Source organism: Paracoccus sp. NBH48, from assembly GCF_015390265.1.
GTDB classification, from domain to species: Bacteria; Pseudomonadota; Alphaproteobacteria; order Rhodobacterales; family Rhodobacteraceae; genus Paracoccus; species Paracoccus marcusii.
The window spans coordinates 110,551-137,419 of record NZ_VUOJ01000001.1 but is presented as its reverse complement, the minus strand read 5'-3'; the positions used below and the strand labels follow the sequence as shown (position 1 = coordinate 137,419).

Below are 26,869 nucleotides of genomic sequence, written 5' to 3'. Positions count from 1 at the left end.
CGATTATCCGGCATGGCGCGGGGGGCAGCAAGCGCCTTCAGGCACCCACCGCGCCGCGGGCCAGCCCCCAATAGATCTGGGCGATGCGGCCCCTGTCCAGGCGCCCGCCCTCGCGGTACCAGTTCGTCACCCCGGTCAGCATCGCGATCAGGGCCAGCGTGGTCAGCTTGGGATCCTCGATCCGCATGGAACAGGAGGCGACCCCGTCCCGCAGAATCCGCTCCAACGCGGCCTCGTACCGGCCGCGCAGCGCCGCGATGCGGGCGAAATTGTCGGGCGTCAGGTTGCGCAGCTCCATATAGGACAGGAACACCGCGTCGCTGTGATCCAGGCTGAAGTCGATGTGGAACCGCACGAAGCGTTCCAACCGCGCCAGCGGATCGGCCGCCGGATCGTCCGACCAGGCGTCCAGCAGCTCCTGCATGTGGCTTTCCAGCAGGTCGGCCAGCAGCGCCTGCTTGTCAGGCGTATAGGCGTAGAGCGCGCCGGCCTGCACACCCACGGCAGCCGCGATCTGGCGCATCGACACGGCGGCATAGCCCTGCCGCGCGAACAGGCGGCGGGCCTTGTCGCGGATCAGGGGGCCGGTGATTTCGGCGCGGGAACCGGTGGTGCGGGCCATGGCCCCGTGTCTAGCGCGCGGCCACGGCCGAGGGAAGGCGTTGCCGGGCGCCCCCGGCCCGCGTATCGTCGCCGCCATGAGACACGTCCTGATCCTTGCGCTGACGCTGGCCGCCTGCACCGCCGACGGGGACTATCCCCGTCTGCTGCCGACGGAACAGGCGCTGGCCGAACCCGCCCTGCCCGCCCATGCGACCGCGGCCCGCACCGACCCGGCACCGCTGGAGGATGCGACCGCCGCCCGTGCAGCCGCCCTGCAGGCGCGGGCCGATGCGCTGCGCGGCCCGGTGGTCGATCCGGGCCTGCGGGGACGCGCGGGCGGGTGATTGCCAGGGGCCCGCGCAATTGGTAATAAGTTTTGACCAGTTCGCGAAAGGCCATGCCATGCCCGTCATCACCTGCATCGACGATCTCAAGCGGATGCACCGCGCCCGCACGCCCAAGATGTTCTACGATTACGCGGAATCGGGCAGCTACACCGAACAGACCTTTCGCGACAACACGACCGATTTCGCGCGGCTGAAGCTGCGCCAGAAGGTCGCCGTGGACATGTCCGACCGCCCGTCTGTCGCGGCAGATGGCGGGTCAGGCAGTGACCATGCCGGTGGCGCTGGCTCCGGTCGGCATGACAGGCATGCAGCATGCCGACGGAGAGATCCACGCCGCCCGCGCGGCCGAGAAGTTCGGCGTGCCGTTCTGCCTGTCCACCATGTCGATCTGTTCGATCGAGGACGTGGCCGCGCACACGACCGCGCCCTTCATGTTCCAGTTGTACGTGATGAAGGACCAGGATTTCGTGGCCGCCATCATCGAACGCGCCAAGGCCGCCAACTGCAGCGCGCTGGTCCTGACGCTGGATCTGCAGATCCTGGGCCAGCGGCACAAGGACCTGAAGAACGGCCCTGTCCGCGCCGCCCAAGATGACCCTGCCCACCATGCTTGACCTGTCCACCCGCTGGCGGTGGGGCATGGGCATGCTGAAGACCAAGCGCCGCTTCTTTGGCAACATCGTGGGTCATGCCAAGGGCGTGGGCGACACATCCAGCCTGATGAGCTGGACGGCGGAGCAGTTCGACGAGCGCCCTGGACTGGGACAAGATCGCCAGGATCCGCGACATGTGGGGTGGCAAGCTGATCCTGAAGGGCATCCTGGACCCCGAAGACGCCCGCATGGCCGCCGATTTCGGCGCCGATGCGATCATCGTCAGCAACCATGGCGGGCGACAGCTGGACGGCGCCCTGTCGTCGATCCGGATGCTGCCCCATATCGTCAAGGCGGTGGGCGACCGGGTCGAGGTCCACATGGACAGCGGCATCCCGGTCGGGTCAGGACGTGCTCAAGGCGCTGGCGCTTGGCGCGCACGGCACCTGGATCGGACGGGCCTGGCTGCACGGGCTGGGCGCGATGGGCGAGGCCGGCGTGACCCGCGCGCTGGAGATCATCCGCAAGGAGCTGGACATCAGCATGGCGCTGTGCGGCGAACGCGACCTGGACAATATCGGGCCCGAGCATCTGCTGATCCCGCGCGGACTTCCTGGACGAATACCAGATCGGCCAGCCGGCCTAGAACAGGCGCGACAACCAGCGGTGGCGTCGGCCCGCAAGGCTGACGCCCCAGACCAGCAGGAACGGCAAGGCAATCCCCAGGACCGCCGTGACGCCGGGATGGTCCACCCCCAGCTTCGGCAGCCCCTGCAGCACGATCACGTGCAGCACATAGATCCCCGCCGCCGCCCGCCCCAAGGGCAGCGCCGTGTCAGGCATCCGCAGCCGCATGACCAGCAGCAGCAGCAGCGCCGGACACAGGATCAGGTGGCCGACCGGGATCTCCAGCAGCGGCTCCTCTCCGATGCGGCGCAGCCAGTACAGGCTTTCGCCGATGGTCAGGGCCAGCCCCCCCGCGACCATCCGCCCACAGAAGTGCCGTCGACAGGCGCGGCGGATGCACGGCCATCAACCAGCCCATCACCAGATAGGGATAGAGGTACAAGGGCCCGTTGCGATAATGTTCGACGGGCATCTCGGACAGTCCGGCCATCCGCGCGTATTGCAGCGCGACCCCCACCAGCCCCAGCACGACCGCCGACGCGACCACGGCCCCCGATCCCAGCAGCCGCACCGCGCCCAGGATCACGCCGGAGATCGCCAGCCCCTCCAGGAACCACAGGTGCATGAAGCCGAGCGTCAGTTCGATCGCTGTCAGCCCAAGGGGCCGGTTCGTGTAATAGGGCCACAGGAACAGCAGATAGACCACCGACCAGACGGCATAGAGCACCAGCAGATGCCCCACCCACTCCGACAGCCGCGCCCGCCGCAGCACCGATGCCAGGAAATACCCCGCGATCAGCGTGAAGACCGGCACCGCGACGCGCAGCACGCTGTTGCCCGTGGCCAGCGCGACCAGGCCCCGCATCGCCCCAGCTTCCGGAACGTCTCTCGGGCCAGGCCCGAATGCGCGACGACCACGAAGGCGGCCAGCACCACCCGCAAGATAGTCCACCGACATCAGCCGCGCCTGCGTCTTGTCCACCGCTGCCCCCAAGCCCCGCCCACGCCTTGCACGCAGGCCCTGTCGGCCCATAGGGCCGGGGGGACCGGCAAGTCAATTCACCTGCGCGCATGCGTCGCGCGGCGTGGCATTTTCTGACTTCACATCCGGGCCGGTCTGCGCTAAGGGCACCGCTTGGCGCCACGCACCCTTGGAGGGTGGCGTCTTCAATCATGGTTAAGGATTAAGAAAATGGCCAAAGAGATTCCGAATCTGGTGGCCGAGGCACGCGCGGGGTCAGGCAAGGGGGCCGCCCGCCAGACCCGCCGCGAAGGCAAGGTGCCCGGTATCGTGTATGGCGACGGCAAAGAGCCCGTCTCGATCGCGTTCGACTTCAACAAGCTGCTGACCACGCTGCGCGCCGGCCGCTTCATGTCCACGCTGTGGAACCTGCAGGTCGAGGGACAGGACGATGTCCGCGTCATCTGCCGCGGCGTCCAGCGCGACGTCGTCAAGGATCTGCCGATCCACATCGACTTCATGCGCCTGCGCCGCACGTCCAAGGTGAACCTGTTCATCCCGGTCGAATTCATCAACGAGGACAAGTGCCCCGGCCTCAAGCGCGGCGGCACTCTGGTCACCGTGCGTCCCGAGGTCGAGCTGGTCGTGACCGCGGGTGACATCCCCGATCACCTGACCGTGGACCTGGAAGGCCGCCAGATCGGCGACACCATCCACATCAGCGACGTCACGCTGCCGAACGGCGCCAAGGCGACGATCGACCGCGACTTCGTCATCGCGAACCTGGCCGCACCGTCGGCCCTGCGCGCCGAGGATGATGCAGAGGACGGCGACGCCGCCGAGGCAGCCGCCGAGGCCTGATCCCGCGCGGATCGGTCGCATGACCCTGGGGGCGGTGCCGACGGCGCCGCCCCTTTCCATTCCGCCACGGGCCTTGCTAGCCCACCCGTCAAGGAGACACGCATGGAACCCGTCCACATCATCGGTGCCGGCCTTGCCGGATCGGAAGCCGCCTGGCAGATCACCCGGATGGGCGTGCCTGTCGTGCTGCACGAGATGCGCCCGCAGGTCGGAAACCTTTGCCCACAAGACCGGCGACTGCGCCGAGATGGTCTGTTTCGAACAGCTTCCGGTCCGATGACGACGTGATGAACGCCGTCGGCCAGCTGCACTGGGAGATGCGGGCCGCCGGCGGTCTGATCATGGAGATGGCGGGCCGCCACCGCCTGCCCGCGGGCGGCGCGCTGGCCGTGGACCGCGAGGCCTTTTCGGCCGCCGTCACCGCCGCGCTGCAGGCGGAGCCGCTGATCACCATCGTTCCCGGAGAGATCACCGAACTGCCCGGAACCGGCAACTGGATCGTGGCGACGGGGCCGCTGACCTCGGACGCGCTGGCCGGGGCGATCCGCGGCGTGACGGGGACGGACGCGCTGGCCTTCTTCGACGCCATTGCGCCCATCGTGCATGCCGACACGATCGACATGTCGATCGCCTGGGAGCAGTCGCGCTATGACAAGGGCGAGACGGAGGCCGAGCAGAAGGCTTATATCAACTGCCCGATGAACCGCGACGAATACGAGGCCTTCATCGACGCGCTTCTGGCCGCCGACAAGACCGAGTTCCACGAGGGAGAGACCGCAGGCTATTTCGATGGCTGCCTGCCCATCGAAGTCATGGCCGAACGCGGCCGCGAGACCCTGCGCCACGGCCCGATGAAGCCCGTGGGCCTGACCAATGCCCACAAGCCTCAGGAAAAGGCCTATGCCGTGGTCCAGCTGCGCCGCGACAACGCCTTGGGCACGCTGTACAATATCGTGGGCTTTCAGACCAAGATGAAATACGGCGCGCAGACCCAGGTGTTCCGGATGATCCCTGGCCTGCAGAATGCCGGCTTTGCCCGGCTTGGCGGCATCCACCGCAACAGCTTTTTGAACTCTCCGACGCTGCTGGACGACCGCATGCGCCTGCGCCTGGCGCCGAACCTGCGCTTTGCCGGGCAGGTCACCGGGGTCGAGGGATACGTCGAAAGCGCCGCGATGGGTCTGCTGGCCGGGCGCATGGCCGCGGCCCAGGCCCTGGGGCGCGATCTGCCGCCGCCGCCCTTCACCACCGCGATGGGCGCGCTGGTCAACCACATCACCGGCGGGGCCGAGGCCAAGACCTTTCAGCCGCATGAACGTGAACTTCGGCCTGTTCCCGCCCCTGCCCGACAGCCGGTCGGGTCGCCGCGGCCGCAAGGACCGCTATCCCGCCTACACGCAGCGCGCCAAGGACGATTTCAACGCATGGCTGGCCGCGCAGTAACACGGTTCGCGCCGTCGCCCACGGGGGCTGCTGCACCTGGGCCATGCGTTTTCGGCCCTGACCGCGGCGGCGCAGGGGGGATTTCCACCTGCGGATCGAGGATATCCGACCGCGACCGCTGTCGCCCGGAATACGAGGGCCGCGATCTTCGAGGACCTGGCTTGGCTGGGCCTGGGACTGGCCGCGGCCGGTCATGCGCCAGTCCGACCGCATGCCCGCCTATCAGGACGCGCTGGCGCGGCTGGCGCCACTGACCTATCCCTGCCGCTGCCGCCGGGGGGATATCCGCGCAGCGCTGTCCGCCCCGCAGGAGGGCGCCCTGCCTGCCGGGCCGGATGGCCTGATCTATCCGGGCACCTGCCGCCACCGCGACCTGCGCGATGCCGGCCCCGACGACGTGATCCGGCTGAACGCCGGTCGCGCCTTCGACGCGCTTGGGCTGGACAGCATCGGGTTCACGGATCAAGGCCGAAGCCACATCCTGACCCGTCAGCAGTTCCTGGCGGGCATCGGCGACGTGGTCCTGTCGCGACGGGGGATGGGCACGTCCTATCATCTGGCGGTTGTCGTGGACGACGCGGCACAGGGGATCACGCTGGTGACGCGGGGGCTGGATCTGTTCGCGTCCACCCATATCCATGTCCTGCTGCAGCATCTGCTGGACCTGCCGGTGCCGGACTATCTGCATCACCGGCTGATCCGCGACACGGCGGGGGCGGCGTCTGGCCAAGCGCGAACGACGCCCGCGCCATCCGGCAGTTCCGCGCCGAGGGCGCGAGCCCCGCCGACATCCGCCGGATGGTCGGGCTTTAGGCGATGGGGTCGCTCAGCACGACCTCGGCCCCGTCCCGGATGCCGGTGTAAAAGCAGCTGCGCCGGTTCGTATGGCAGGCGGGCCCGGTCTGGTCGACCAGCACCAGCAGACAGTCGCGGTCGCAATCGACGCGCATCTCGACCAGCGCCTGCACGTGGCCCGAGCTTTCGCCCTTGATCCAGAACGACGACCGCGACCGCGACCAATAGGTCACGCGCCCCGTCTCCAGCGTCCGAGCCACGGCGTCGGCGTTCATCCAGGCCATCATCAGCACCTCGCCCGAGGCGGCGTCCTGCGCGATGGCGGGGATCAGGCCGGCCGAGTCATATTTCAGGCTGAGGGGGTCGAACATCGGGTTTCCTTTCGGCATGGCCGTCCCTATCTACTCATCGACCCGCGCTGATGAAACCCCAAGGGATGACGCATGGCCGAAACCGATCTGATGCAGCTTTACTCGCGACGCATCCTCGCGCTGACGACCGCCATCCCCCACCAGGGCCGGCTGGACGACGCGCAGGCCAGCGTCCAGCGCCGGTCGCCGCAATGCGGATCGTCCGTGACGGTGCACCTGTCGATGGCCGATGGCCGCATCAGCGATTTCGCACAAGAGGTGCGGGCCTGCGCCCTGGGTCAGGCGTCGGCATCCGTGCTGGGACAGGCGGTGATCGGCATGGACCGGGCGGGCATCGTGCAGGCGCGCGATCAGCTGCGCGCGATGCTGACCCAGGATGCACCCGCCCCCGGCGCGCCCTTTTCCGACCTCGAGGCGCTGACGCCCGCGCGCGCCTATCCCAACCGCCATCCGTCGATCCTGCTGGCCTGGGGACGCCACGCTGGAGGCGCTGGACAAGGCATCCGCATGAAAAGGGCCGGCCCCCTGCGGGGCCGGCCAGGTGCGCGAGCTTTGGGGACGGATGGCGCACAGGCGGGGCGCCATCCCTGCGTCGCGGGGCAGTCGGTCAGACCTGCAGCATGGCGGGCAGCCACAGCAGGACAATGGTGGTCAGGCTGAGCGCGGCGGCCCCGATCAGGTCGATGGCGGTGTCTTTGGTCATGACGGCAACTCCTCTCTGTTGCCTCTTTGTTCTCATGTTCTCTCGATTCGGTAAAGAACTTTTTAAGAACATTCGGCTTGTCAGCCGACCTGGATCAGTCGAATCGCCTGATCCTGCTGCATCAGCCACATCAGCAGCCGCAGCGCCTGCCCCCGCGGGGTCTCCAGTGTGGGGTCGCGTTCCAGCAGCGACCGTGCGTCCTGGCGCGCCACGGCCATCAGCCCGGCCTGGTGTTCCAGGTCCGCGATGCGGAACCGCGGCAGACCCGACTGCGCGGTGCCGATCACATCGCCCGCGCCCCGCATCTCAAGATCGACCTCCGCGATGCGGAACCCGTCCTCGGTGTCGCGCAGCGTGGTCAGGCGGCGGGCCCCGGTCTCGTTCAAGGGCCCATGATACATCAGCAGACAAGTCGAGGCCCCTGCCCCGCGCCCGACCCGACCCCGCAGCTGGTGCAGCTGCGCCAAGCCAAAGCTTTCGGCGCGTTCGATCACCATGATCGTGGCCTGCGGCACGTCCACGCCCACCTCGATCACGGTGGTGGCGACCAGCAGCTGCGCCGTGCCGTCGGCGAAATCGGCCATCGCAGCGTCGCGTTGGTCGGGGGGCATCTGGCCGTGGATCAGCCGCACCCTGTCGCCGAAGATCGCGCGCAGATGGGTGAACCGCGCCTCTGCCGCGGTCAGGTCGGTGACCTCGCTCTCCTCGACCAGGGGCAGACCCAATAGGCACGCGCGCCCTGCGCCATCGCGGCGCGCAGGCGTTCGGTGACCTGGTCCAACCGCGTGTCCGCGATCATCACCGTGGTGATGGGCTGGCGCCCCGGCGGCTTTTCGTCCAGCACCGACACGTCCAGATCGCCATATTGCGACAGGGCCAGCGAGCGGGGGATGGGCGTCGCGGTCATGATCAGCATGTCGGGCGGCACGTCGCCCTTGGCCGACAGCTCCAGCCGTTGGGCCACACCGAAGCGGTGCTGTTCGTCGATGATGGCCAGGCGCAGGTCGTGGAAGGTCACGTCCTTCTGAAACACCGCATGGGTGCCGACCAGGATGTCGATGGTGCCGTCCGCCAGATCGGTCAGGATCTGACCGCGCAGGTCGCGCTTGTCGCGCCCGGTCAGCGCCGCCAGCCGCACCCCCGCCGCACGCGCCAGCGGTTCCAGCGCGCGGGCATGCTGGCGGGCCAGGATCTCGGTGGGCGCCATCAGCACGGCCTGGCCCCCGGCCTCGACCGCGACCAGGGCGGCCATCAGCGCGACCAGCGTCTTGCCCGCGCCGACATCGCCCTGCAGCAGGCGGTTCATGCGGCGCGCGCTGGCCATGTCATCGGCGATCTCGGCGATCGCGCGGGTCTGAGCGCCCGTGGGCGGCCAGGGCAGGCTTTGCAGCACCCGCGCGCGCAGGGCGCCGTCACCCGCACTGGCCCGCCCCTTCAGCCGCCGCTTGTCCCGCCGCACCAGTGCCAAGGTCATCTGATGGGCCAGAAATTCGTCATAGGCCAGCCGCGCCCGCGCCGGGCTGTCGGGCGACAGCGCGCCGGGCGATTGCGGCGCATGCGCCTGATGCAGCGCCTCGGCGAATGAAGGCCAGCCGCGCTGCGCGATCAGCTGCGGGTCGATCCATTCCTCGACCGCGGGCAGCCGGGACAGCGCGGCATCGACGGCCTTGGCCATGCCCTTCTGCGTCAGCCCCGCCGACAGGGGATAGACGGGCTCGAAGCTGGGCGGCAGCGCCTCGCAATCCGCCAGGATGTGGTCGGGATGCACCATCTGGGCCAGCCCGTCGAACAGTTCCAGCTTGCCGCTGAGGATGCGGCGCGCGCCCACGGGCAGTTGGCTTTCGATCCAGTTGTCGCGCGGACGGAAGAACACCAGCGTCAGGTCGCCCTCTCCGTCGGTGCAATGCACCCGGAACGGGCGGCCGCGGACCTGGGGCGGGTGGTGGCGCGTGACGGTCACCGTGATCGTCACGATCTCGGGCGCGCGGGCGTCGGCGATGCGCGCGATGCGGCGGCGGGTGATGCCGCTGACCGGCAGCGTCAGGACCAGGTCGCGCGGCTTGTCGATGCCCATCTGTTCCAGCGCGGCGCGGCCCTTGGGGCCGATGCCGGGCAGCGTGTCGATGGCCGCGAACAGCGGGAACAACGCGGGCGGGCGGCCCTTGGGCGCGGTCATCCGACCCCCGCGATGCGCAGCCATTCGTCCTCGTCGATGACGGTGACGCCCAGGGCCTCGGCCTTGGCGGCCTTGGACCCCGCCCCGGGCCCCGCGATCAGCAGGTCGGTCTTGGCGCTGACGGACCCCGCGACCTTGGCCCCCATCGCCTCGGCCCGCGCCTTGGCCTCGGCGCGGGTCATCCGCTCCAGCGTACCGGTGAAGACCAGCGTCTTGCCGGAAATCTCGGTCTGCACCGCGTTAGCGGTATCCACCGGCCGGATGTCCAGAAGGGTCGCCAGCCGGTCGATGCTGGCGCGTTCTGTCGGCTGCGCGAACGTCGTCACCAGCGAATCGACCAGCACCGCGCCGATGCCGTCGATGCCGGTCAGCTCGGCCCAGTTCGGGCTGTCGGCCAACGCCGCGCGACGGGCCTTGTCGTCCGGGGCGGCAAAGGCGGGCTCCCGTGCCGCCCCGTCGATGGCGGCGATCAAGGCAGGCCAGTCGTGGAAATGGCGGGCCAGGGTCGCGGCCGCGACCTCGCCCACATGGCGGATACCCAGGGCAAAGATCAGCCGGGCCATGGCGATCGCACGGCGATCCTCGATCGCGGCGAACAGTTTTTCGGCCGAGCGTTCGCCGAACCCCTCGCGGTTCTTCAGCTTGGTGAAATTCCGGGTGTCGCGATCGGCCAGGGTGAAGATGTCGGCGGGCTCGCGGATGGGCAGCTGATCATCCGCGAAGAACATCTCGATCTGCTTGGCGCCCAGCCCGTCGATGTCGAAGGCTGCGCGGCTGACGAAATGCTTCAGCTTCTCGACCGCCTGCGCGGGGCAGATCAGGCCGCCGGTACAGCGGCGCACGCTGTCGCCCGGCTCGCGGATCGCCTCGGACCCGCATTCGGGGCAGTGCGACGGAAAGACATAGGGCACGCTGTCCGCGGGCCTGCGCGACAGGTCGACATCGGCGATCTTGGGGATCACGTCGCCGGCGCGATAGATCTTGACCCAGTCCCCCTCGCGGATGTCGCGACCGTCACGGATGGGCGCGCCAGAACTGTCCTGCCCGGCGATGTAATCCTCGTTGTGCAGGGTCGCGTTGGACACGACCACGCCGCCCACGGTCACGGGTTCCAGCCGCGCGACGGGGGACAGGGCGCCCGTGCGACCGACCTGGATCTCGATCCGCTCCAGCCGGGTCCAGGCGGTCTCGGCCGGAAACTTGTGCGCCAAGGCCCATCGGGGCGTGGTGGACCGAAAGCCAAGCCGTCCCTGGAACGCAAGGTCGTTCACCTTGTAGACCACGCCGTCGATGTCATAGCCCAAGGTGGCGCGCTGCTGTTCGATCTCGGCCCAGGTGGCGATCATCTGCGCGGTGTCGGTGCACAGGCGCGTCAGCGGATTGGTTTGGAACCCCAGGGCGGCCAGCCGCTCCACGGAGGCCATCTGCGTCGGCGCCAGCGGTTCGGACAGCTGCCCCCAGCCATAGGCGAAGAAGCGCAGCGGCCGGCGCGCGGTCACCGCCGGGTCGATCTGGCGCAGCGATCCCGCAGCCGCGTTGCGCGGATTGGCAAAGACCCGCCCCGCATCGTTCAGCGCCGCAAAGTCGTCATGCCCCATGTAGACCTCGCCGCGCACCTCAAGGATGGCGGGGACGTCACCCTCCAGCTGGTGGGGGATGTCGGAAATCGTGCGGGCGTTGGCGGTCACGTTCTCTCCCACCACGCCATCGCCGCGGGTCGCGGCATGGACCAGCACGCCGTCCTCATAGCGCAGCGACAGGGACAGGCCGTCGATCTTCGGCTCGGCCGTCACCTCCAGGGGCATGTCGTGGGCAAGGCCCAGAAAGCTGCGGACGCGGGCGGTGAAGTCGGCGACGTCGCCTTCGGTGAAGGCATTGCCCAACGACATCATGCGTTGCGCGTGGACGATTTTGCCGAAGCCGTCGGCCGGGGCGGCGCCGACCTTGCCGGTTGGGCTGTCGGGCAGCGCCAGATCGGGAAAGTCCCGCTCCAGCGCCGCCAGCTGCGCCTTGAGAGCGTCGTATTCCGCATCCGATATCTGCGGTGCGTCCTCGGCGTGATAGGCCTGGTTCGCGGCGGCGACCCGCGCCGCCAGATCCGCAATGCGGTCCGCGGCCTGACCGCGATCCATCTTCCGGTCCGGTTGCCCCACCGACTTGTCCTGCGCCATCGCCGCCCCCATCATCCGCATCCGGCCGAAACACGCGACCGTCTTAGATGTGGGTATCGCCCAAGGGCAGGCAATCGTCCAGAAGCCGTATCAGGCCCCGATCGCCAGACGTTCCGCCTGCCCCGGACCCGGATCGCGCAGGACATAGCCGCGGCCCCACACCGTCTCGATGTGGCTCTCGCCCCCCAGGGCCTCGGACAGCTTCTTGCGCAGCTTGCAGATGAACACGTCGATGATCTTCAGTTCGGGTTCGTCCATGCCGCCGTACAGGTGGTTCAGGAACATCTCCTTGGTCAAGGTCGTGCCCTTGCGCAGGCTCAGCAGTTCCAGGATCTGGTATTCCTTGCCGGTCAGGTTCACCGGCTTGCCCTTCACCTCGACCGAACGGGCGTCCAGGTTGACGGTGATCTCTCCGGTCCGGATCAGCGCCTGGCTGTGCCCCTTGGAGCGGCGGATGATCGCCTGGATGCGGGCCTGCAGCTCTTCGCGGTTGAAGGGTTTGGTCATGTAATCGTCGGCGCCGAAGCCGAAGCCGCGCAGCTTGCTTTCCGTGTCGTCGGACCCGGTCAGGATCAGGATCGGCGTGTCGATGCGGGCCAGGCGCAGATGGCGCAGGACCTCCATCCCGTGCATGTCGGGCAGGTCCAGATCCAGCAGGATCAGATCGTAATCGTACAGCTTGGCCAGATCGATCCCCTCCTCGCCCATGTCGGTCAGGAACACGTTGTAGCTGGCCGCCGTCAGCATCAGTTCGATCGCCCGTGCAGTGCTTGGGTCGTCTTCTACCAGAAGGATTCGCATGGCTTGGTCTTTCCCCGATTCGCCGAAGGTCATGTCCCGACAATCTGACGAACAGGTTAATATGTCGTTACCACTTGCATTCCTTCTGCGTCATGCACCCTATGGTTGTCTATACTTTTGCAGCGCTGTCACCTTCAAAGCCGCCTTTCCGTGGCGCGCGACCGCGGTGCACCAGCCGTCGAACTCCTCCTCCGACAGGCCATAGCGGCGCAGCGCGTCGTCGCGGCTGATCAGCCCGTGCGACACCGCCAGCACGACCGTCTGCTTGCGGCTGGCGACCCATCTGGTGTCGGCCATCGGCAGATCCGCCACGCTGAGGATGCGCCCATCCGCCAGTGTCACGATCCGCGGGCCTGTGGTCTTTTTCACGAACATTGCAGCGTCCTTCCGTCACATTCTGCAAGTTCTGGTCGAAAGCACTTAAGGCACGGTTAGCCTGATCGGGATTTCGACCCCGGCCGGGGTTGAGAATCCGACCAATTTGCCTATATTTTGACGCAAATTCGTTTGCCGCCCGACCAGCACCACCCTGGCGGGCCGAAAGATCATCCATGACCCTGACCGCTGCCCTGCGTGCCGATGCGCCCGCGACCGAACTGAACAGCCTTGGTTTCGCAAAATCCCCTGCGCAGACGCGTGTCGTGGTGGCGATGTCGGGGGGCGTGGACAGTTCCGTCGTCGCGGCGCAGCTGAAATCCGAGGGCTATGACGTCATCGGGGTCACGCTGCAGCTGTACGATCACGGCGCGGCACTGGCCAAGAAAGGCGCGTGCTGCGCGGGCCAGGACATCCACGATGCCCGTCGCGTGGCCGAACGCATGGGCTTTCCCCATTATGTCCTGGATTACGAGAACAAGTTCCGCGAATCGGTCATCGACGAATTCGCCGACGCCTATCTGGCCGGCGCGACGCCCGTTCCCTGCATCCGCTGCAACGAACGCGTCAAGTTCCGCGACCTGCTGGAAACCGCACGCGACCTGGATGCCGACTGCATGGCGACCGGCCATTACATCCAGCGCAAGGACGGCGCGCATCGCGCCGAACTGCACATGGCGGCCGACCCGAACCGCGATCAGAGCTATTTCCTGTTCTCGACCACCCAGGAACAGCTGAATTTCCTGCGCTTTCCCCTGGGCCATCTGGTCAGCAAGGCCGAGACGCGCGCCCTGGCCGCCGATTACGGCCTGTCCGTCGCAGACAAGCCCGACAGCCAGGATATCTGCTTTGTCCCCAACGGCGACTATGCCGCGGTGATCGAGAAGCTGCGCCCCGGTGCCGCAGATCCCGGTGAGATCGTCGACCAGCAGGGCACCGTCTTGGGCACCCATCGCGGGGTGATCCATTATACGATCGGACAGCGGCGCGGGTTGGGCATCGGCGGCGGCAGCCCGCTCTATGTGCTGCGGCTGGAGCCGGAGACGCGCCGCGTCGTCGTCGGCCCGCGCGAGGCGCTGTCGACGCGCACCGTCGCCGTGACCGAGGTGAACTGGCTGGGCGATCAGCCCTTTGAGGGAGAGATCGCCTGCCTGGTCCGCATCCGGTCCACCCGCCCGCCGCGGCCCGCGATCCTGCGCCCCCTGCCCGGCCGCCGTGCCGAGGTCGAACTTCTGGATCCCGAGGACGGCGTCAGCCCCGGCCAGGCCTGCGTTTTCTACGAGGCCGAGGGCACGCGCGTCCTGGGTGGCGGCTGGATCAGCCTGCGTCGGCGGCCAGCTGCCTGATCCGGGCGATCATCGCGCGCACGCCGTTCGATCGTTGCGCCGACAGGTGTTCGTCCAGCCCAAGGCGCGCCAGCGCGGCCTGGGCGTCCACCGCCTCGACCTGGTCCACCGGCAACCCGGCATACAGCGCGTGCAGCACCGCGATCAGGCCGCGCACGATCAGCGCATCGCTGTCGCCCTGAAAGTCAAAGCTGCGCCCTTCGATCCGCGGCAGGATCCAGACCTGGCTGGCGCAGCCGTCGACCTTGGTGGCCGGGACCTGCACCGCGGAGTCCATGGGCGGTAGGGCCTTGCCCATCTCGATCAGGTGGCGATAGCGGTCTTCCCAATCGTCCAGAAAGTCGAAGGTTTCGGCGATGTCCTCGAAGGCGGGGGTGGCCATGGGTCTCTCCTGATATCAGGGGTCATGGCCTAGCGCGCCGCGGCGGTCAGGTCAAAGAGGCTTTTCGGCGCGGCCCGGATCGCCTATCACGGGGCCAAGGACCGCCAAGGGGACATGCCATGACCAGATTTACCCTGCCGCTGCTGATCGGCGCCCTGATCCTGTCCGGCTGCGGGCGGTTCGGCGACAGCGGCTGGAACCCGCTTGGCTGGCGTGGCGCGGGTGCGTCGACCCCCGAAACCCTGGCCCCGGAAGGCGGCTATCCCACGGCCCAGGACGCCCGCCCCGCGGTGCCGCAGATCCTGGGTGCCGAATGGCAACCGCTCAGCGACGGCCGCCTGCTGGTGCTGCGCGGCTTTGCCCCGGTCAAGGGCTATCACTCGGCCGCCCTGGTCCGGTCGGTGCCGCGGTCCGGCGACCAGCTGCAGCCCGACCCGGACGGCGTCCTGCGCCTGCGCTTCGTGGCCTCGCCCCCGGTCGCGGACAATCCCGCGGCGGCCCTGCCCGCAAATCCCGTCACGGACACGATCACGGTGGCGCTGCCGATCAGCTTCCTGCGCCTGTCGCGCCTGTCCGCGATCCAGGTCGAGGGCGGCGACCGCGTGATCACCCTGACCCGCTGAAGGCTTGCGCAAACGCCCGCGCCGCGCTAGTCCGCAGCGGTCGGAGGCGTGGCAGAGTGGTTAAATGCACCGGTCTTGAAAACCGACGTGGGTGAAAGTCCACCGTGGGTTCGAATCCCACCGCCTCCGCCATCCCCAACTCATCTGATCTTTTTCGTCCGCACCCTGACCCGCCCTGTGCGTCGATATGTCCGCCGGAAAATAGCGCTTGCCAAGTCGGCCCTTCGTTGCGTTATATCCACCCGGCCATATCACCGACGGAGATCACCATGCCCGGCCCGGATTGCCTTGCCCTTGCCGCCTGCGTGGCGCTGATCGCGTCTCCCGCGCTGGCCGATGATGTGACCGTCTTTGCCGCCGCCAGCCTGACCGACGCGCTGGACCGCATTGCTGCCCAGTGGAGCGAAGAGACCGGTCAGATGGCCGTGATGTCCTACGCTGGCTCGTCCGCCCTGGCCCGCCAGATCCAGCAGGGCGCGCCCGCGGATATCTTCATCTCGGCCAGCGAGGAGTGGATGAACGCGGTGCAGGCCTCGGGGGACATCCGTCCCGATACGCGCCGCGACCTGCTGGGCAACAGCCTGGTGCTGATCGCGCATGGCGACGCGGCCCCGGTGACCATCGACAAGACCCTGGACCTGACGGCGATGCTGGACGGGGGGCGGCTGTCCATGGCGATGGTCGACAGCGTCCCGGCGGGCATCTATGGCAAGGCCGCGCTGACCCATCTGGGGCTGTGGGACGCGGTGGCGCCCATGGTCGCGCAATCGGACAACGTGCGCAGCGCCCTGACCTTCGTCGCGCGCGGAGAGGCGCCCCTGGGCATCACCTATGCCACCGACGCCGCCGCGCAGGACGACGTGACCATCCTGGGCACCTTTCCTGCCGACAGCCACGACCCTATCGTCTATCCCGCAGCCGTCACCGCGCAGTCGGACAATGATCAGGCGCAGGCCTTTCTGGACTATCTGTCGTCGGACGCGGCACGGGCGGTCTGGACAGAGTACGGCTTCACGACCCCACAATGATCGACGCCGTCACATCCTGGCTGGGGCCGACCGAATGGCAGGCGGTGCGCCTGTCACTGTGGGTCGGGCTGGTCGCCACGCTGGTCAGCCTGCCCTTGGGCATCCTGACCGCCTATGTTCTGGCGCGCTGGTCCTTTCCCGGCAAGCAAATCCTGAACGGCATCGTCCACCTGCCGCTGATCCTGCCACCCGTGGTCACGGGCTATCTGCTGCTGGTCACCTTCGGGAGGCGGGGCAGCGTCGGGCAGTGGCTGGAGACGGTGGGCATCGTCTTCTCGTTCCGCTGGACCGGGGCGGCGCTGGCGGCCGCGATCATGGCCTTTCCGCTGATGGTGCGTGCCATCCGCCTGGCGATAGAGGCCGTCGATCCCCGGCTGGAGGCCGCGGCGGGCACGCTCGGTGCCGGCCCGGCCTGGGTGTTCGCCACGGTGACCCTGCCCCTGATCCTGCCCGGCGTGCTGGCCGGATCGATCCTGGCCTTTGCCAAGGCGATCGGTGAATTCGGGGCGACCATCACCTTCGTGTCGAACATCCCCGGCCAGACCCAGACCGTCCCCTCGGCGATCTATGCCCTGCTGCAAGCGCCGGGTGGAGAGGCGGCGGCGGGGCGCCTGGTCCTGGTGTCGATCACCATTGCCATGACCGCGCTGCTGCTGTCAGAGGTTCTGGCGCGCCGCGTCGCGCGGCGGGTGGCGGGCGCATGACGCTGCAGGTCCGCCTGACCCACCGGTTTGCCGGGTTCGACCTGGACGTGGCGTTCGACGCCCCCCCGGGGCTGACGGTGCTGTTCGGGCCATCCGGTTCGGGCAAGACCACGGTCGTAAACGCCGTCGCGGGCCTGCTGCGACCGGATGCAGGGCGGATCGCGGTCGATGACTGGGTCCTGACCGACAGCGCCCTTCGGCGCCACCTGCCCCCCCACCGCCGCCGCCTTGGCTATGTCTTCCAGGAGGGGCGGTTGTTCCCGCATCTGTCGGTCCGCCAGAACCTGCTCTACGGCCGGTGGTTCGCGCCGCGCGACGCCACCGCGCCCGATCTGGATCGCGTGGTGCAGATGCTGGGCATCGACCCCTTGCTGGCCCGCCGCCCCGGAACCCTGTCCGGCGGAGAGCGCAGCCGCGTGGCCATCGGGCGTGCCCTGCTAGCCGCCCCGCGCCTGATCCTGGCGGACGAGCCGCTGGCCGCCCTGGACGAGGCCCGCAAGGCCGAGATCCTGCCCTATTTCGAACGCCTGCGCGACGAGGCCGGCGTGCCGATCCTCTATGTCAGCCATTCCAGCGCCGAGGTCGCGCGGCTGGCCACCACCGTCGTGGCGCTGCGGGCCGGGCGGGTCGCGGCCATCGGGCCGCCGGCGCAGGTCTTGGGCGATGCGGGCGCGGTCGGTGCGGACACGGCATCGGTCCTGACCGCGCAGGTCGCCGGCCACGATGCGGACGGGCTGACACGTCTGCAGACGGGGGCGGGTCCGGTCTTCGTCACCCGCCTGGATGCCCCGCCCGGCACGCATGTGCGCCTGCGGGTGGGGGCGCGCGACGTCATCCTGTCACGGAATCGGCCGCAGGGCCTGTCGGCGCTGAACATCCTGGCGGGCCGCATCGCCGCGATCACGGCCGAGGAGGGACCGAACGCGCAGGTCGTCCTGACCGTCGGGCCCGACACGCTGACGGCCCGCCTGACGCGCCGCTCCGTCGCCGCGATGGGTCTTGCGCCGGGGCAACCCTGCCACGCGATCCTGAAGACCGTGGCGGTGGCCGCCGGCGACATCGGCGCATTGCACACTGTCCCGCCCGCGACGTGACCGCATCTTCGGATGCTGCCATTTGACGGCCGACGCCTAAAGGAACGGCCACCGCAACCAAAGGCGGCGTGCCTTCGGATGCAGTGGCCGTGAATGCTTGGTCCTGGTCAGCAGACCAGCGTCTTGCCGTTGCGGCGGTGGCGCTGAACCATCTTCTGGGCCTTGCCGCCGGGCACAAAGGGCCGTGCGGGTTCCGACGGGCCGGCACGCAGTTCGGGGAACAGCGTGAAGATCTCGTCCTGAGCGGCCTGGCCCAGAGATTTCATCGCCTGCGGCCCGGTATACAGCGACTCGGTCTGCGCGTCGTTCGAGAAGACGATCTCGTGGCGGGCGAACAGGATGTGATAGTACTGGACCGAGTCCACCGCGACCTCGTCGACGCCGTCCAGCGCGGTCAGCTGACGTGCGGCGACCAGAACCTCGGTCGTGCCGAACATGCGCTGCGCGATGGCCGACCGGACCAGCACGCGATGCTGCGGCGACACCATCAGGTCGCGGCTTGGCAGATCCTGCCCCAGGGCGCCCGCGCGGATGCGGATCGGACGCAGCTTGGGGACCATGGTCAGATCGACGCGGTCCAGCGCGCGCCCCCCGATCCAGCGGATCGGACGGGCGCCGTTGTCGCGGGTCTCGACCAGGTCGCCCACGCGCAGGTCCTCGACCGCGACGTCGCCATCGGGGGTGCGGATCATCGTGCCAGCGCAGAAGCAGGGAATGCCCATCCCGTTCAGGCGCGACGGTGTCAGGCTGTCGGGATCGACGTCGCGCATCCACAGCTCTTCCCCGTTCGGGAAGGAGATGACGGCGTACTTGTTGTCCCACTCGTCCACATCGGCGCGGATCTTGACGTCTGACAGGTCGATCGGGTTGCCATCGGCATCATGCAGGCCGCTGAGGTCCAGCACGTCCGCGGCGGCGGGGTTGCCCTCGCTGTCCAGCTCGTCCCCGAACCCGAACCCGCGGATCGTGTCATGGCCAAAGCCGTCGGTCAGGACCAGCGTGTCGACCTCGGCATCAGGACGGCTGACGGCGGCGAACAGATCGCCGTTCATCGAGATCTCGTCGTTGCCAAGGCCGCCGATGATGGTATCGGCGCCCCACCCGCCTTCCAGGACGTCGTTGCCGTCGCTGCCGATGATCATGTCGTTGCCCGCGTCGGCAAAGACGCGGTATCCGTCGACGCCTGCCGCCGATCCGTCGATCACGTCATGACCACCGCCGGTCCGCAGGTTCTGCATGTTCAGGAACCGCAGATGCCCGTCCACGCCGCCCAGGGCGTCGATGTCGCCCGAGCTGGAGCTGTCCAGCACGACATGCACGCCGGGCGCGGATTCGGTGGGCTCCGACGGGGCGGACTGCCAGGCGTTCAGGGTGTTGTACCCCCCTTCGCCGTCGTAAAGGTCGCTCCCGATCGGCGCGTCGCTGCCGCCGTTGCCCCAACGATAGCCGTCGTCACCGTCCCCGCCATAGGCGACGTCGTCGCCGCCGCCGGTCTCGATCACGTCGTTGCCGTCGCCGCCATGGACGATGTCGTTGCCGCCGCCGCTCTGGATGTAGTCCGTGCCCGAGCTGCCCAGGATCGTGTCATCCCCGTTGCCGGAATAAAGGCGCATGCCGACCGTGTGCGTCGGGCCGTCGACATACAGGATGTCGGCATTCGAGGCGTCGACATTGTGGTTGCCGTCGCCCAGGTACACCCGCTCGATTCCCTGGAACTCGATGGTGTTGCCGTTGGAATCGGTCGCGGTCCCCGCCTCGGTCGAGGAATAGGTGACCGTCATGTCGGCGTTGCTGTCCGGGTTCAGGCTCAGCGTGTCGCCGCCGTTGTGGTTGTAGGGATCGAAGGTGTAATTCTCGGACCCCGTCATGCCGATGACATAGGAACCGTCGAAGACCGGCACATGCCCGTCGCCACCGATATACGTGTCGTGCTCGCCACCCTCGGCCGACCCGTTCCAGGTCAGATGGTCGGCGCCCTCGCCACCGTTGACGGTGTCATTTCCGGGACCGCCGTCGATGGTGTCATTGCCCGGGCCGCCGTTGATCGTGTCGCCCTCGGCGGTGCCCACGATCGTGTCGTCACCCGTGGTTCCGGGAAGATCTGCGGCCATGGATAGTCCTCACAATGTCGCTGGTTACATCACATGCCCCGGGTCGCTGAGGGCTTCTGCCCGGCGATTCGCACCCGCTGACTTATGTCGGTTTAGTCCAAAACGCTGCCCAATTGAGAGTTGTCCTTTTCTACAGGCCACGGGCATGGCACGGCCCCGCCGCACCATGCCGCGCCGGTCAATAGATCAGCACGAGGGCACCGATCACCCCGCCGAACACCAGCGCGAAGATCGCCCAGTGCAGCAGGACGCTGTGCGGCGTGGTCGGGGGTTGCACCAGGCGCCAGTCCTCGACCGGGCCGGGTTGCGCGTCCATGTCGGTCGGTGCCGGGGGCGTGGCCGCCCGGTCTTGGTTCATCTCTGTCATCTGGATGTCCTGAAAGAATGAGGTCGCGACGAACCGCCCGCCCGGGCGGTGTCCGTTCAGATCGTCATTGTTTCAGGGGCGTGGCGGCGCGCGGGGCCTGCGCGTCCGCCGGACAGGCCGCGGCGGTGCGGCGCGGCGTGCCTGCGGCAGGACAAGCCTGACGGGCGCGCGCGGGGGCGGCGGCGAAAACGGTTCCGGATCGGCCCCCGCGGCGGGTGACGGCACCACCGGCACGCTCTGGCGGTCGACCAGCGCGATGGTTGCAGGCAGGTCGACCTGGGACAGGCGGTCGCCAGACAGATGCGGCACCTGCCGTTGCCAGGCCGGATGGGAAACCGCCACCGCCGCGACCAGCAGCAGGACCGCGCGGACGGTCCACAGCCTCAGAACAAAGGTCCTGAGGCTGTTATGGGATGCGGCGTTCGGCGGGGCGGACATCGGTTCTGGCGTTCCTCAGTCGATGCGGGCGACCAGCAGCTTGTCGATGCGGCGGCCGTCCAGGTCCACCACCTCGATCCGCCAGGGCGACAGGGTCACGTGGGCGCCCACCTCGGGCAGGACGCCCGCAAGGTCAAGAACCAGGCCGGCCACGGATTCGTAATCGCGATCCTCGGGAAGCGGGACGCCGAGCAGGTCGGAGAATTCGTCCACCGGCATCCAGCCCGCGATCAGCCAGCTGCCGTCGTCGCGCCGGACGGCCTTGGGCTCGTCCTCTCCGGGGTCGGGGAAATCGCCGGCGATGGCTTCCAGCACGTCCATCGCGGTGATCACACCCTCGAAATGCCCGTATTCGTCAAAGACCAGCAGCATGTGCGCGGGCGAGGATTTCAGCTGCTCGATCACGTTCAGCGCCGGCAGACCGTCGCGCACGACGGGCACCGCCTGAATCAGCGCGCGCGGGTCGGCGGCGGGATCGGCCTGCAGGCGGATCAGGTCGCGGGCATGGATGACGCCGACGATGTCGTCATCGGCCCCGTCCCGCAGCAGGATGCGAGAGCGATGGCCGGTGCGGAAGACCTGCGCCAAATCGTCGGGGGTGGCGTTCGCGTCGGCGATCAGCACCTCGTGGCGCGGGGTCATCAGGCCGCGCGCGGTGCGGTCGGCGATCCGCATGACGCCAGCGATCATCTCGTTCTCGGCCGGGGCGATGACGCCGGCGTTGTGCGCCTCGGCCAGCATGACCTTGATCTCCTCGTCGGACATGCTGCTCTCGGCCTTGCCCGATTGGCCCAGCAGGGCCAGCAGCACCCGCCCCGACCGGTCCAGCACCCAGACCACCGGCGCCGCGATGCGCGAGATCATCCGGATCAGCGGCGCGATGCGCGCGGCCACGGCCTCGGGGGCGCGCAGGGCGATCTGCTTGGGGACCAGTTCCCCGACGATCAGCGACAGATAGGTGATGGCGACGACCACGCCGCCCACGGCCAGCGTATGGGCCAACGCGGGCTGCATGCCCCCCGCGACCAGGGCGGTGGCCAGGCGCGTGCCCAGTGTCGCGCCCGAGAAGGCGCCCGACAGCACGCCCACCAGCGTGATGCCGATCTGGACGCTGGACAGGAACCGACCCGGATCGGCGGCCAGGTCCAGCGCGGTCGCGGCCCCCCGGCTGCCCTGCTGGGCCATGGTCTTGAGCCGGGCGGGCCGGGCAGAGACGATGGCAAGTTCGGACATGGCAAGAACGCCGTTGAAGAGGGTCAACAGCAGGACGATGGCGATTTCGAGGAGCATGGGACTTTCGTCAGGTGATGAAAGGCGGCGTCACGGCCGTCCTGGACCGCCACGATAGGCGACGGCCCCCCATCGGACCAGCACCTTTCCGTGTCCGTTCACGCAATCGTCGGTTTTCCGCCAACGTGGCGCGGAAACACGAAGACGCGCCGCGGGGGCGGCGCGCCGGGTGGCGGATCGGGCCGGGGCCGCGATCAGATATGGGTCGGAAAGCTGTCGCGGCGGATGCCCAGCTGCTTCAGGCTGGCATCGGCGGGACGGCGATGGGCGCGGACGGCGCGGGCCGCCTCGAGGCTGGCACCCAGAGTGTCCATCGCGGACAGAAGGCGGTTCCAGGCATTGCGCAGGGTGGTCATTTCGGTCTCTCTTTCCGTCATCAGGTGACAGCAGAGATATCGGGTCCGACCCCCGTTTCTGCAATGCAGCATCCGGTCAACCCAGCCTTGCGCCGGATGCATGACCCCCGGCCCGTCACCGGGCCGGGGTTTCGCGTCAATCCTCGTCCGATGCCATCTGGCTGAGGACCTGACCCTTGCCGCGGGCCCGCATGATCATCGGCACGATCAGCGCCAAGGCCGCGACCGCGATCAACCCCGCGGACACCGGGGTCGAGACCAGTGTCATCACGTCGCCCTGGCTGATCGACAGCGCGCGGCGCAGCTGCTGTTCGGCCATCGGGCCCAGGATCAGCCCCACGACCACCGGCGCGATGGGATAGCCGTAGAGGCGCATCAGGTAGCCCATGACGCCAAAGATCAGCAGCATCGACAGTTCGATCGGGGACGGGTTGGCGCCGATCGTGCCCAACGTGGCAAAGCACAGGATGCCCGCGTAAAGCCACGGCCGCGGAATGGTCAGCAGGCGCACCCACAGCCCGATCAGCGGCAGGTTCAGGATCACCAGCATCACGTTGGCGATCAGCAGCGACGCGATCAGGCCCCAGACCAGGTCCGGGTTGGTCGCGAACAGCAACGGCCCGGGCTGCAGGCCGAACTGCTGGAACCCGGCCAGCATGATGGCCGCGGTGGCGGTGGTCGGCAGGCCCAGCGTCAGCAGCGGGACCAGCGTGCCCGCGGCGCTGGCATTGTTCGCGGCCTCGGGCCCGGCGACGCCCTCGATGGCGCCGTGGCCGAACTCCTCGGGGCGCTTGGCGGCGCGTTTCTCGGCGGCATAGGACAGAAAGGTGGCGATGTCGGCACCGCCCGCGGGCATGGCGCCGATGGGAAAGCCGATGAAGGTGCCGCGCAGCCAGGGCTTCCAGGACCGCTTCCAGTCCTCGCGCGTCATCCAGACCGATCCCTTGACCGCCGTCACCTTGTCCTCGACGCCATGACGGTTGGCGGCGACGATCATCGCCTCGCCCACGGCGAACAGCGCCACGGCCAGGGTCGTAACCTCGATCCCGTCCAGCAGCTGCGGGACGCCAAAATCCAGCCGCGCCTGACCGGTCAGCTGGTCGATGCCGACCAAGGCCAGCGCCAGTCCGATGAACAGCGATATCAGCCCCTTGCGCGCGCTGTCGCCAAAGGCAGACGACACGGTGACGAAGGCCAGCACCATCAGCGCGAAATACTCGCGCGGGCCGAAGGTCAGGGCCAGCTTGACCACCGTCGGAGCGACGAAGGCCAGAAGCAGCGTCGCGACCAGCCCCGCGACGAAGGATCCGATGGCAGCGGTGGCCAGCGCCGGCCCGCCGCGTCCGGCGCGGGCCATCTTGTTGCCCTCCAGCGCGGTCACGATGGAGGCGCTTTCGCCCGGCGTGTTCAGCAGGATCGACGTGGTCGATCCGCCATACATGCCGCCGTAATAGATGCCCGCGAACATGACCAGCGACCCAGCCGGGTCCAGCCCGTAGGTCACCGGCAGCAGCAGCGCCACGGTCAGCGCGGGCCCGATGCCGGGCAGCACGCCCACGGCGGTGCCCACGGTCACGCCGATCAGCGCGTAAAGCAGGATCATCGGGTCGGTCGCGACCATCAGGCCCTGAAACAGATATCCGAACGTGTCCATGCCCTTAGCCCCCCGTGATCAGGCGTTCCAGCGGACCCGCCGGAAGGCTGAGGTTCAGAAGCTGGGAGAAGACCAGATAGATCGTCCCGGTGAAGATCAGCCCGATGGGCAGGGTCAGCGCCAGGTTGCGCTTGCCGAAGGCCCGGGCGGTGGCCGCGAACAGCAGCGCGGTCGCAATGACGAAGCCCGCCGTGTTCAGCAGCGCCAGCTGTGCGGCCAGGCCGCCGATGATCCAGGCGATGGGCGCGGGATCCTGGGCCGGGCGTTCGGCCGGCGCGTCGCGGAATGCCGCGACGACGGTCCAGGCCGACAGCGCCAGCAGCGCCCAGGCGATCCAGCGCGGGACGTCGGCCGGGCCGACGCCGGAATAGCCCCGGTTCTGCGGCAGCGTGGCCACGTCGCGGAAAATGATGACCGCGATCAGCGCCAGCACGGCCGCCACGGTCAGCGCCGCCCCGTCGGGGCGGCGTCTCGTGTCCGGGGCAGTCGTCATTCGACCAGCCCGATGTCCTTGAGGACCGCGGCCGTCGTGGCGGTCTCCTCCTCCAGCTGGGCGCGGAACGCGTCGCCCGCCAGATAGGTGTCGGCCCAGCCCTTGGTCGCCAGCGCCTCCTGCCATGCGGTCGATTTGGCCATCGTCTCGATGTCGGCGGCGATGGCGGCCTCGTCCTCGGGGGACAGTCCTGCGGGGGCGGCGACCATGCGCCAGTTCTGCAGCACGACGTCCAGGCCGACCTCGGTCAGGGTGGGGGCGTCGACGCCCTCGATCCGCTCCTCGGAGGTGACGGCCAGGATGCGCAGCGTCCCGGCATCGGCCTGCGGCTTGAACTCGCCGAGGCTGGAGATGCCCGCGGTCACCTGGTTGCCCAGGATCGCAGCCAGTGCTTCGCCGCCGCCGGAATAGGCGATGTAGTTGATCGCGGTCGGGTCGACATCGGCGGCATTGGCCAGAAGGCCCACCGCGATGTGGTCCGCGCCGCCCGCCGAACCGCCGGCCCAGCTGACGGAGCCGGGATCGGCCTTCAGCATCTCGACCAGCTGGTTGATGTCCTGGATCTCGGATGCGGTGGGCACCACGATCGCCTCGTACTCGCCGGTCAGGCGGGCGATGGGCGTCACGTCGGCCAGCGACACGGGCGAGGCGTTGGTCAGGATCGCCCCGACCATCACATAGCCGCCCACGATCAGCTGGTCGGCCTTTCCGGTGGCCGAGGACGCGAACTGCGCCAGACCCACGGTGCCGCCGGCGCCCGGAACGTTCTGGACCTGCACGGAATCAGAGATGCCCTCGGCCTGCAGGACCTCCTGCATGGTGCGGGCGGTCTGGTCCCAGCCGCCGCCCGGTGCGGCAGGCGCCAGGATGGTATAGTCGGTGGCCAGCGCCGGAACGGCCAGGGCCGCGGTGAACAGGCCCGCAAGAATCGCGTGTTTCAAGATAGTCCTCCCCATTGGCCGGGCCTCCACCCGGCAACGGGCATCCTGACACGCCAACCTGACGCAAAGCTGACATCGGCGCGATTATTCCGGGCCCGGCTCCGGCTCCGGCGGGGACAATGCCTGCTGCCATCGCGCGATCAGCCGGGCGCGGCGCGACTGGTCCAGATAGGCCAGCAGGCCGGGGCTGATCGCCACGGGGCGCAGCTGCGCGCCCAGCGCCGGGGGCATACCGTCCGCGCCCGACGACACCTCCAAGCTGACGGCGGGCAGGCGCAGCTCCTCGGCCAGGATGGTCTGGCCCTCGCGCGACATCAGGAAGGCCAGGAAGGCCGCGCCCAGGTCGGGCCGCGCCGCCGCACGCGGCACCAGCGCCACCCGCGACACGACCACAGTGAAGTCGCGCGGCAACAGCAGGCCCACGTCCGGCTCCTGCCGCGCCCAGTCCGCGGCATAGGACCCCAGGATGTTGTATCCGACCGCCAGCCGCCCGTCGGCTACGCGTTCCAGGATCTCGCGCGAGGTCGCGAACTGCTGGACGCCCGCGCGTCCCATCGCCTGGCCCAGGTTCCAGATGTCAAAGAAATGCTCCTGGTCGCGGGCCAGGAACAGGTATCCCACCCCCGACAGCGAGATGTCATAGGTGCCGATGCGCCCTTGCACCGCCGCCCCGCCATGATCCAGCCAGTCCAGCAGCTCGAACCGGGTTGCGGGGGGCCGGCGGTCGCGGAAACTGGGCTTGTGATAGACCAGGACGGCGGGTTCGAACGTGATCGCATAGGCCGTGTCGCGCCAGTTCGCCCAGCGCGGCCAGTCGGCCGAGGACGGCGTGGCCACCGCCTGGGCATAGCCGTCATTGGCCAGCTTGATCTGCAGGTCCATGGCCGAGGAGAACGCCAGATCCGCGGTGGTGCCGCCGGCGTCCGTCTCCTCGGTGATGCGTGCAAAGATCTGGCCGGTCAGCAGGTCCTGATATTCGACGGCGATGTCGGGGTTCAGCGCCTGGAACCCCTGGATCAGCGGGCGGGCCAGATCCTCGTCCAACGACATGTAAAGGCGCAGCGGCCGGTCCTGCGCGCCTGAGGGCGCGGGAAACCGCAGCGTGTCGGCCGCCGCCGCCCCGGCGATGACGGACAGGATCAGCGCAACGCAGGACAGGCGGGGAATCATGCGCACCAGCATGGCGCATCGTGGCACCCGCCGCCCCGCCGGACA

General features: G+C 68.6%; 25 protein-coding genes, 1 tRNA gene and 4 pseudogenes. 12 read left to right on the top strand and 18 right to left on the bottom strand.

Annotated elements, in window-relative coordinates; all coding sequences use genetic code 11:
* Positions 1-37 precede the first annotated feature (37 nt).
* Positions 38-622 (bottom strand): TetR/AcrR family transcriptional regulator, encoded by a 585-nt coding sequence (locus F1642_RS00695; RefSeq protein WP_194885203.1) that lies wholly within the window; start codon positions 620-622, stop codon positions 38-40.
* Between the two features lie 76 nt (positions 623-698).
* Between F1642_RS00695 and F1642_RS00690 the strand changes: the two genes are divergently transcribed.
* The gene (locus F1642_RS00690; protein ID WP_148911405.1) at positions 699-947 is read left to right on the top strand and encodes a hypothetical protein; all 249 of its coding nucleotides are present in this window, start codon (positions 699-701) and stop codon (positions 945-947) included.
* A gap of 58 nt (positions 948-1,005) precedes the next feature.
* Positions 1,006-2,161: pseudogene (locus F1642_RS15160) on the top strand (L-lactate dehydrogenase); the annotation flags it as partial.
* A 24-nt stretch (positions 2,162-2,185) separates the two neighbouring features.
* Here the strand turns inward: F1642_RS15160 and F1642_RS15155 are convergent.
* Together F1642_RS15155 and F1642_RS15150 are read right to left on the bottom strand one after the other, a co-directional pair.
* Positions 2,186-2,386, bottom strand: coding sequence for a hypothetical protein (locus F1642_RS15155; RefSeq protein WP_255522108.1), 201 nt, complete (start codon positions 2,384-2,386; stop codon positions 2,186-2,188).
* The gene (locus F1642_RS15150) at positions 2,379-3,152 is read right to left on the bottom strand and encodes an acyltransferase (RefSeq protein ID WP_255522107.1); all 774 of its coding nucleotides are present in this window, start codon (positions 3,150-3,152) and stop codon (positions 2,379-2,381) included. The genes F1642_RS15155 and F1642_RS15150 overlap by 8 nt, the downstream gene beginning before the upstream one ends.
* A 210-nt stretch (positions 3,153-3,362) precedes the next feature.
* On the opposite strand from F1642_RS15150, the gene F1642_RS00680 reads away from it, so the two are divergent.
* The 3 genes and pseudogenes from F1642_RS00680 (at position 3,363) to F1642_RS15140 (ending at position 6,248) form a co-directional block, all read left to right on the top strand.
* Complete coding sequence (locus tag F1642_RS00680) at positions 3,363-3,992, top strand: 50S ribosomal protein L25/general stress protein Ctc (RefSeq protein WP_045982043.1); 630 nt, start codon at positions 3,363-3,365, stop codon at positions 3,990-3,992.
* A 102-nt stretch (positions 3,993-4,094) separates the two neighbouring features.
* A pseudogene (gene trmFO / locus F1642_RS00675) lies at positions 4,095-5,435 on the top strand (methylenetetrahydrofolate--tRNA-(uracil(54)-C(5))-methyltransferase (FADH(2)-oxidizing) TrmFO).
* Between the two features lie 88 nt (positions 5,436-5,523).
* Positions 5,524-6,248, top strand: a pseudogene (locus F1642_RS15140) (glutamate--tRNA ligase family protein).
* Here the strand turns inward: F1642_RS15140 and hisI are convergent.
* Positions 6,245-6,601: a phosphoribosyl-AMP cyclohydrolase gene (gene hisI / locus F1642_RS00665; RefSeq protein ID WP_194885202.1), complete on the bottom strand. Its 357-nt coding sequence runs from the start codon at positions 6,599-6,601 to the stop codon at positions 6,245-6,247. The pseudogene F1642_RS15140 and the gene hisI sit on opposite strands and share 4 nt — an antisense overlap.
* Before the next feature lie 72 nt (positions 6,602-6,673).
* Between hisI and F1642_RS00660 the strand changes: the two genes are divergently transcribed.
* A complete protein-coding gene (locus F1642_RS00660; RefSeq protein WP_194885201.1) occupies positions 6,674-7,261 on the top strand; it encodes an iron-sulfur cluster assembly scaffold protein in 588 nt (195 codons plus the stop codon).
* Between the two features lie 123 nt (positions 7,262-7,384).
* Here F1642_RS00660 and recG read toward each other — a convergent pair.
* From recG to F1642_RS00640, 4 genes and pseudogenes are all read right to left on the bottom strand, one after another.
* A pseudogene (gene recG / locus F1642_RS00655) lies at positions 7,385-9,480 on the bottom strand (ATP-dependent DNA helicase RecG).
* The gene (gene ligA, locus F1642_RS00650; protein ID WP_370582728.1) at positions 9,477-11,666 is read right to left on the bottom strand and encodes an NAD-dependent DNA ligase LigA; all 2,190 of its coding nucleotides are present in this window, start codon (positions 11,664-11,666) and stop codon (positions 9,477-9,479) included. The pseudogene recG and the gene ligA overlap by 4 nt, the downstream one beginning before the upstream one ends.
* 75 nt (positions 11,667-11,741) lie before the next feature.
* Positions 11,742-12,452, bottom strand: coding sequence for a response regulator transcription factor CtrA (ctrA, locus tag F1642_RS00645; RefSeq protein ID WP_042249236.1), 711 nt, complete (start codon positions 12,450-12,452; stop codon positions 11,742-11,744).
* Between the two features lie 99 nt (positions 12,453-12,551).
* Positions 12,552-12,827 carry a DUF1153 domain-containing protein gene (locus F1642_RS00640; protein WP_042249233.1) on the bottom strand — a complete coding sequence of 92 codons (276 nt, stop codon included), beginning with the start codon at positions 12,825-12,827 and terminating at the stop codon, positions 12,552-12,554.
* Positions 12,828-13,003: 176 nt separating this feature from the next.
* On the opposite strand from F1642_RS00640, the gene mnmA reads away from it, so the two are divergent.
* The gene (gene mnmA / locus F1642_RS00635; protein ID WP_157020459.1) at positions 13,004-14,173 is read left to right on the top strand and encodes a tRNA 2-thiouridine(34) synthase MnmA; all 1,170 of its coding nucleotides are present in this window, start codon (positions 13,004-13,006) and stop codon (positions 14,171-14,173) included.
* Here the strand turns inward: mnmA and F1642_RS00630 are convergent.
* Positions 14,145-14,555 carry a SufE family protein gene (locus F1642_RS00630; RefSeq protein ID WP_045982037.1) on the bottom strand — a complete coding sequence of 137 codons (411 nt, stop codon included), beginning with the start codon at positions 14,553-14,555 and terminating at the stop codon, positions 14,145-14,147. The genes mnmA and F1642_RS00630 overlap by 29 nt on opposite strands.
* Before the next feature lie 119 nt (positions 14,556-14,674).
* Between F1642_RS00630 and F1642_RS00625 the strand changes: the two genes are divergently transcribed.
* From F1642_RS00625 to modC, 5 genes are all read left to right on the top strand, one after another.
* Entirely contained in the window at positions 14,675-15,178 is a 504-nt protein-coding gene (locus F1642_RS00625) for a hypothetical protein (RefSeq protein ID WP_052715207.1), read from the top strand.
* A 42-nt stretch (positions 15,179-15,220) separates the two neighbouring features.
* A tRNA-Ser gene (locus F1642_RS00620) sits at positions 15,221-15,310 on the top strand.
* A 137-nt stretch (positions 15,311-15,447) separates the two neighbouring features.
* Positions 15,448-16,206, top strand: a complete 759-nt coding sequence (gene modA / locus F1642_RS00615; protein WP_194885200.1) for a molybdate ABC transporter substrate-binding protein — start codon at positions 15,448-15,450, stop codon at positions 16,204-16,206.
* Positions 16,203-16,910 carry a molybdate ABC transporter permease subunit gene (gene modB / locus F1642_RS00610; RefSeq protein WP_194885199.1) on the top strand — a complete coding sequence of 236 codons (708 nt, stop codon included), beginning with the start codon at positions 16,203-16,205 and terminating at the stop codon, positions 16,908-16,910. Before modA ends, modB begins: the two co-directional genes overlap by 4 nt.
* Positions 16,907-18,004 carry a molybdenum ABC transporter ATP-binding protein gene (gene modC / locus F1642_RS00605; protein ID WP_194885198.1) on the top strand — a complete coding sequence of 366 codons (1,098 nt, stop codon included), beginning with the start codon at positions 16,907-16,909 and terminating at the stop codon, positions 18,002-18,004. The genes modB and modC overlap by 4 nt, the downstream gene beginning before the upstream one ends.
* 107 nt (positions 18,005-18,111) lie before the next feature.
* Here modC and F1642_RS00600 read toward each other — a convergent pair whose 3' ends face one another.
* The 9 genes from F1642_RS00600 to F1642_RS00560 all read right to left on the bottom strand — a co-directional run bounded on the left by F1642_RS00600 (position 18,112) and on the right by F1642_RS00560 (position 26,836).
* Positions 18,112-20,115, bottom strand: coding sequence for a Hint domain-containing protein (locus F1642_RS00600; RefSeq protein WP_194885197.1), 2,004 nt, complete (start codon positions 20,113-20,115; stop codon positions 18,112-18,114).
* Between the two features lie 178 nt (positions 20,116-20,293).
* On the bottom strand, positions 20,294-20,482 hold the full coding sequence (locus F1642_RS00595) for a hypothetical protein (protein ID WP_046000208.1): 189 nt from the start codon (positions 20,480-20,482) through the stop codon (positions 20,294-20,296).
* Positions 20,483-20,554: 72 nt separating this feature from the next.
* Positions 20,555-20,920, bottom strand: coding sequence for a hypothetical protein (locus F1642_RS00590; protein WP_194885196.1), 366 nt, complete (start codon positions 20,918-20,920; stop codon positions 20,555-20,557).
* A 15-nt stretch (positions 20,921-20,935) separates the two neighbouring features.
* A complete protein-coding gene (locus F1642_RS00585) occupies positions 20,936-22,210 on the bottom strand; it encodes a hemolysin family protein (protein WP_046000206.1) in 1,275 nt (424 codons plus the stop codon).
* Positions 22,211-22,404: 194 nt separating this feature from the next.
* The gene (locus F1642_RS00580) at positions 22,405-22,566 is read right to left on the bottom strand and encodes a hypothetical protein (RefSeq protein ID WP_157020456.1); all 162 of its coding nucleotides are present in this window, start codon (positions 22,564-22,566) and stop codon (positions 22,405-22,407) included.
* Between the two features lie 136 nt (positions 22,567-22,702).
* A complete protein-coding gene (locus F1642_RS00575; protein ID WP_194885195.1) occupies positions 22,703-24,220 on the bottom strand; it encodes a tripartite tricarboxylate transporter permease in 1,518 nt (505 codons plus the stop codon).
* Positions 24,221-24,224: 4 nt separating this feature from the next.
* On the bottom strand, positions 24,225-24,713 hold the full coding sequence (locus F1642_RS00570) for a tripartite tricarboxylate transporter TctB family protein (protein ID WP_045982028.1): 489 nt from the start codon (positions 24,711-24,713) through the stop codon (positions 24,225-24,227).
* Positions 24,710-25,654, bottom strand: a complete 945-nt coding sequence (locus tag F1642_RS00565; RefSeq protein WP_240542512.1) for a tripartite tricarboxylate transporter substrate binding protein — start codon at positions 25,652-25,654, stop codon at positions 24,710-24,712. The genes F1642_RS00570 and F1642_RS00565 overlap by 4 nt, the downstream gene beginning before the upstream one ends.
* 84 nt (positions 25,655-25,738) lie before the next feature.
* Complete coding sequence (locus F1642_RS00560) at positions 25,739-26,836, bottom strand: ABC transporter substrate-binding protein (protein WP_206692627.1); 1,098 nt, start codon at positions 26,834-26,836, stop codon at positions 25,739-25,741.
* Positions 26,837-26,869 lie beyond the last annotated feature (33 nt).

What these genes read in the sequence shown, in the direction of transcription:
- F1642_RS00575 (WP_194885195.1), bottom strand. Translation starts at nt 24,220, where the DNA reads ATGGACACGTTCGGATATCTGTTTCAGGGCCTGATGGTCGCGACCGAC.
- modB (WP_194885199.1), top strand. Translation starts at nt 16,203, where the DNA reads ATGATCGACGCCGTCACATCCTGGCTGGGGCCGACCGAATGGCAGGCG.
- F1642_RS00560 (WP_206692627.1), bottom strand. Translation starts at nt 26,836, where the DNA reads ATGCTGGTGCGCATGATTCCCCGCCTGTCCTGCGTTGCGCTGATCCTG.
- F1642_RS00690 (WP_148911405.1), top strand. Translation starts at nt 699, where the DNA reads ATGAGACACGTCCTGATCCTTGCGCTGACGCTGGCCGCCTGCACCGCC.
- F1642_RS00585 (WP_046000206.1), bottom strand. Translation starts at nt 22,210, where the DNA reads ATGCTCCTCGAAATCGCCATCGTCCTGCTGTTGACCCTCTTCAACGGC.
- F1642_RS00640 (WP_042249233.1), bottom strand. Translation starts at nt 12,827, where the DNA reads ATGTTCGTGAAAAAGACCACAGGCCCGCGGATCGTGACACTGGCGGAT.
- F1642_RS00570 (WP_045982028.1), bottom strand. Translation starts at nt 24,713, where the DNA reads ATGACGACTGCCCCGGACACGAGACGCCGCCCCGACGGGGCGGCGCTG.
- F1642_RS00625 (WP_052715207.1), top strand. Translation starts at nt 14,675, where the DNA reads ATGACCAGATTTACCCTGCCGCTGCTGATCGGCGCCCTGATCCTGTCC.
- ctrA (WP_042249236.1), bottom strand. Translation starts at nt 12,452, where the DNA reads ATGCGAATCCTTCTGGTAGAAGACGACCCAAGCACTGCACGGGCGATC.
- F1642_RS00680 (WP_045982043.1), top strand. Translation starts at nt 3,363, where the DNA reads ATGGCCAAAGAGATTCCGAATCTGGTGGCCGAGGCACGCGCGGGGTCA.
- modC (WP_194885198.1), top strand. Translation starts at nt 16,907, where the DNA reads ATGACGCTGCAGGTCCGCCTGACCCACCGGTTTGCCGGGTTCGACCTG.
- mnmA (WP_157020459.1), top strand. Translation starts at nt 13,004, where the DNA reads ATGACCCTGACCGCTGCCCTGCGTGCCGATGCGCCCGCGACCGAACTG.
- F1642_RS00580 (WP_157020456.1), bottom strand. Translation starts at nt 22,566, where the DNA reads ATGACCACCCTGCGCAATGCCTGGAACCGCCTTCTGTCCGCGATGGAC.
- F1642_RS00660 (WP_194885201.1), top strand. Translation starts at nt 6,674, where the DNA reads ATGGCCGAAACCGATCTGATGCAGCTTTACTCGCGACGCATCCTCGCG.
- hisI (WP_194885202.1), bottom strand. Translation starts at nt 6,601, where the DNA reads ATGTTCGACCCCCTCAGCCTGAAATATGACTCGGCCGGCCTGATCCCC.
- F1642_RS00695 (WP_194885203.1), bottom strand. Translation starts at nt 622, where the DNA reads ATGGCCCGCACCACCGGTTCCCGCGCCGAAATCACCGGCCCCCTGATC.
- F1642_RS15155 (WP_255522108.1), bottom strand. Translation starts at nt 2,386, where the DNA reads ATGCCTGACACGGCGCTGCCCTTGGGGCGGGCGGCGGCGGGGATCTAT.
- F1642_RS00595 (WP_046000208.1), bottom strand. Translation starts at nt 20,482, where the DNA reads ATGACAGAGATGAACCAAGACCGGGCGGCCACGCCCCCGGCACCGACC.
- modA (WP_194885200.1), top strand. Translation starts at nt 15,448, where the DNA reads ATGCCCGGCCCGGATTGCCTTGCCCTTGCCGCCTGCGTGGCGCTGATC.
- F1642_RS00630 (WP_045982037.1), bottom strand. Translation starts at nt 14,555, where the DNA reads ATGGCCACCCCCGCCTTCGAGGACATCGCCGAAACCTTCGACTTTCTG.
- ligA (WP_370582728.1), bottom strand. Translation starts at nt 11,666, where the DNA reads ATGATGGGGGCGGCGATGGCGCAGGACAAGTCGGTGGGGCAACCGGAC.
- F1642_RS00590 (WP_194885196.1), bottom strand. Translation starts at nt 20,920, where the DNA reads ATGTCCGCCCCGCCGAACGCCGCATCCCATAACAGCCTCAGGACCTTT.
- F1642_RS00600 (WP_194885197.1), bottom strand. Translation starts at nt 20,115, where the DNA reads ATGGCCGCAGATCTTCCCGGAACCACGGGTGACGACACGATCGTGGGC.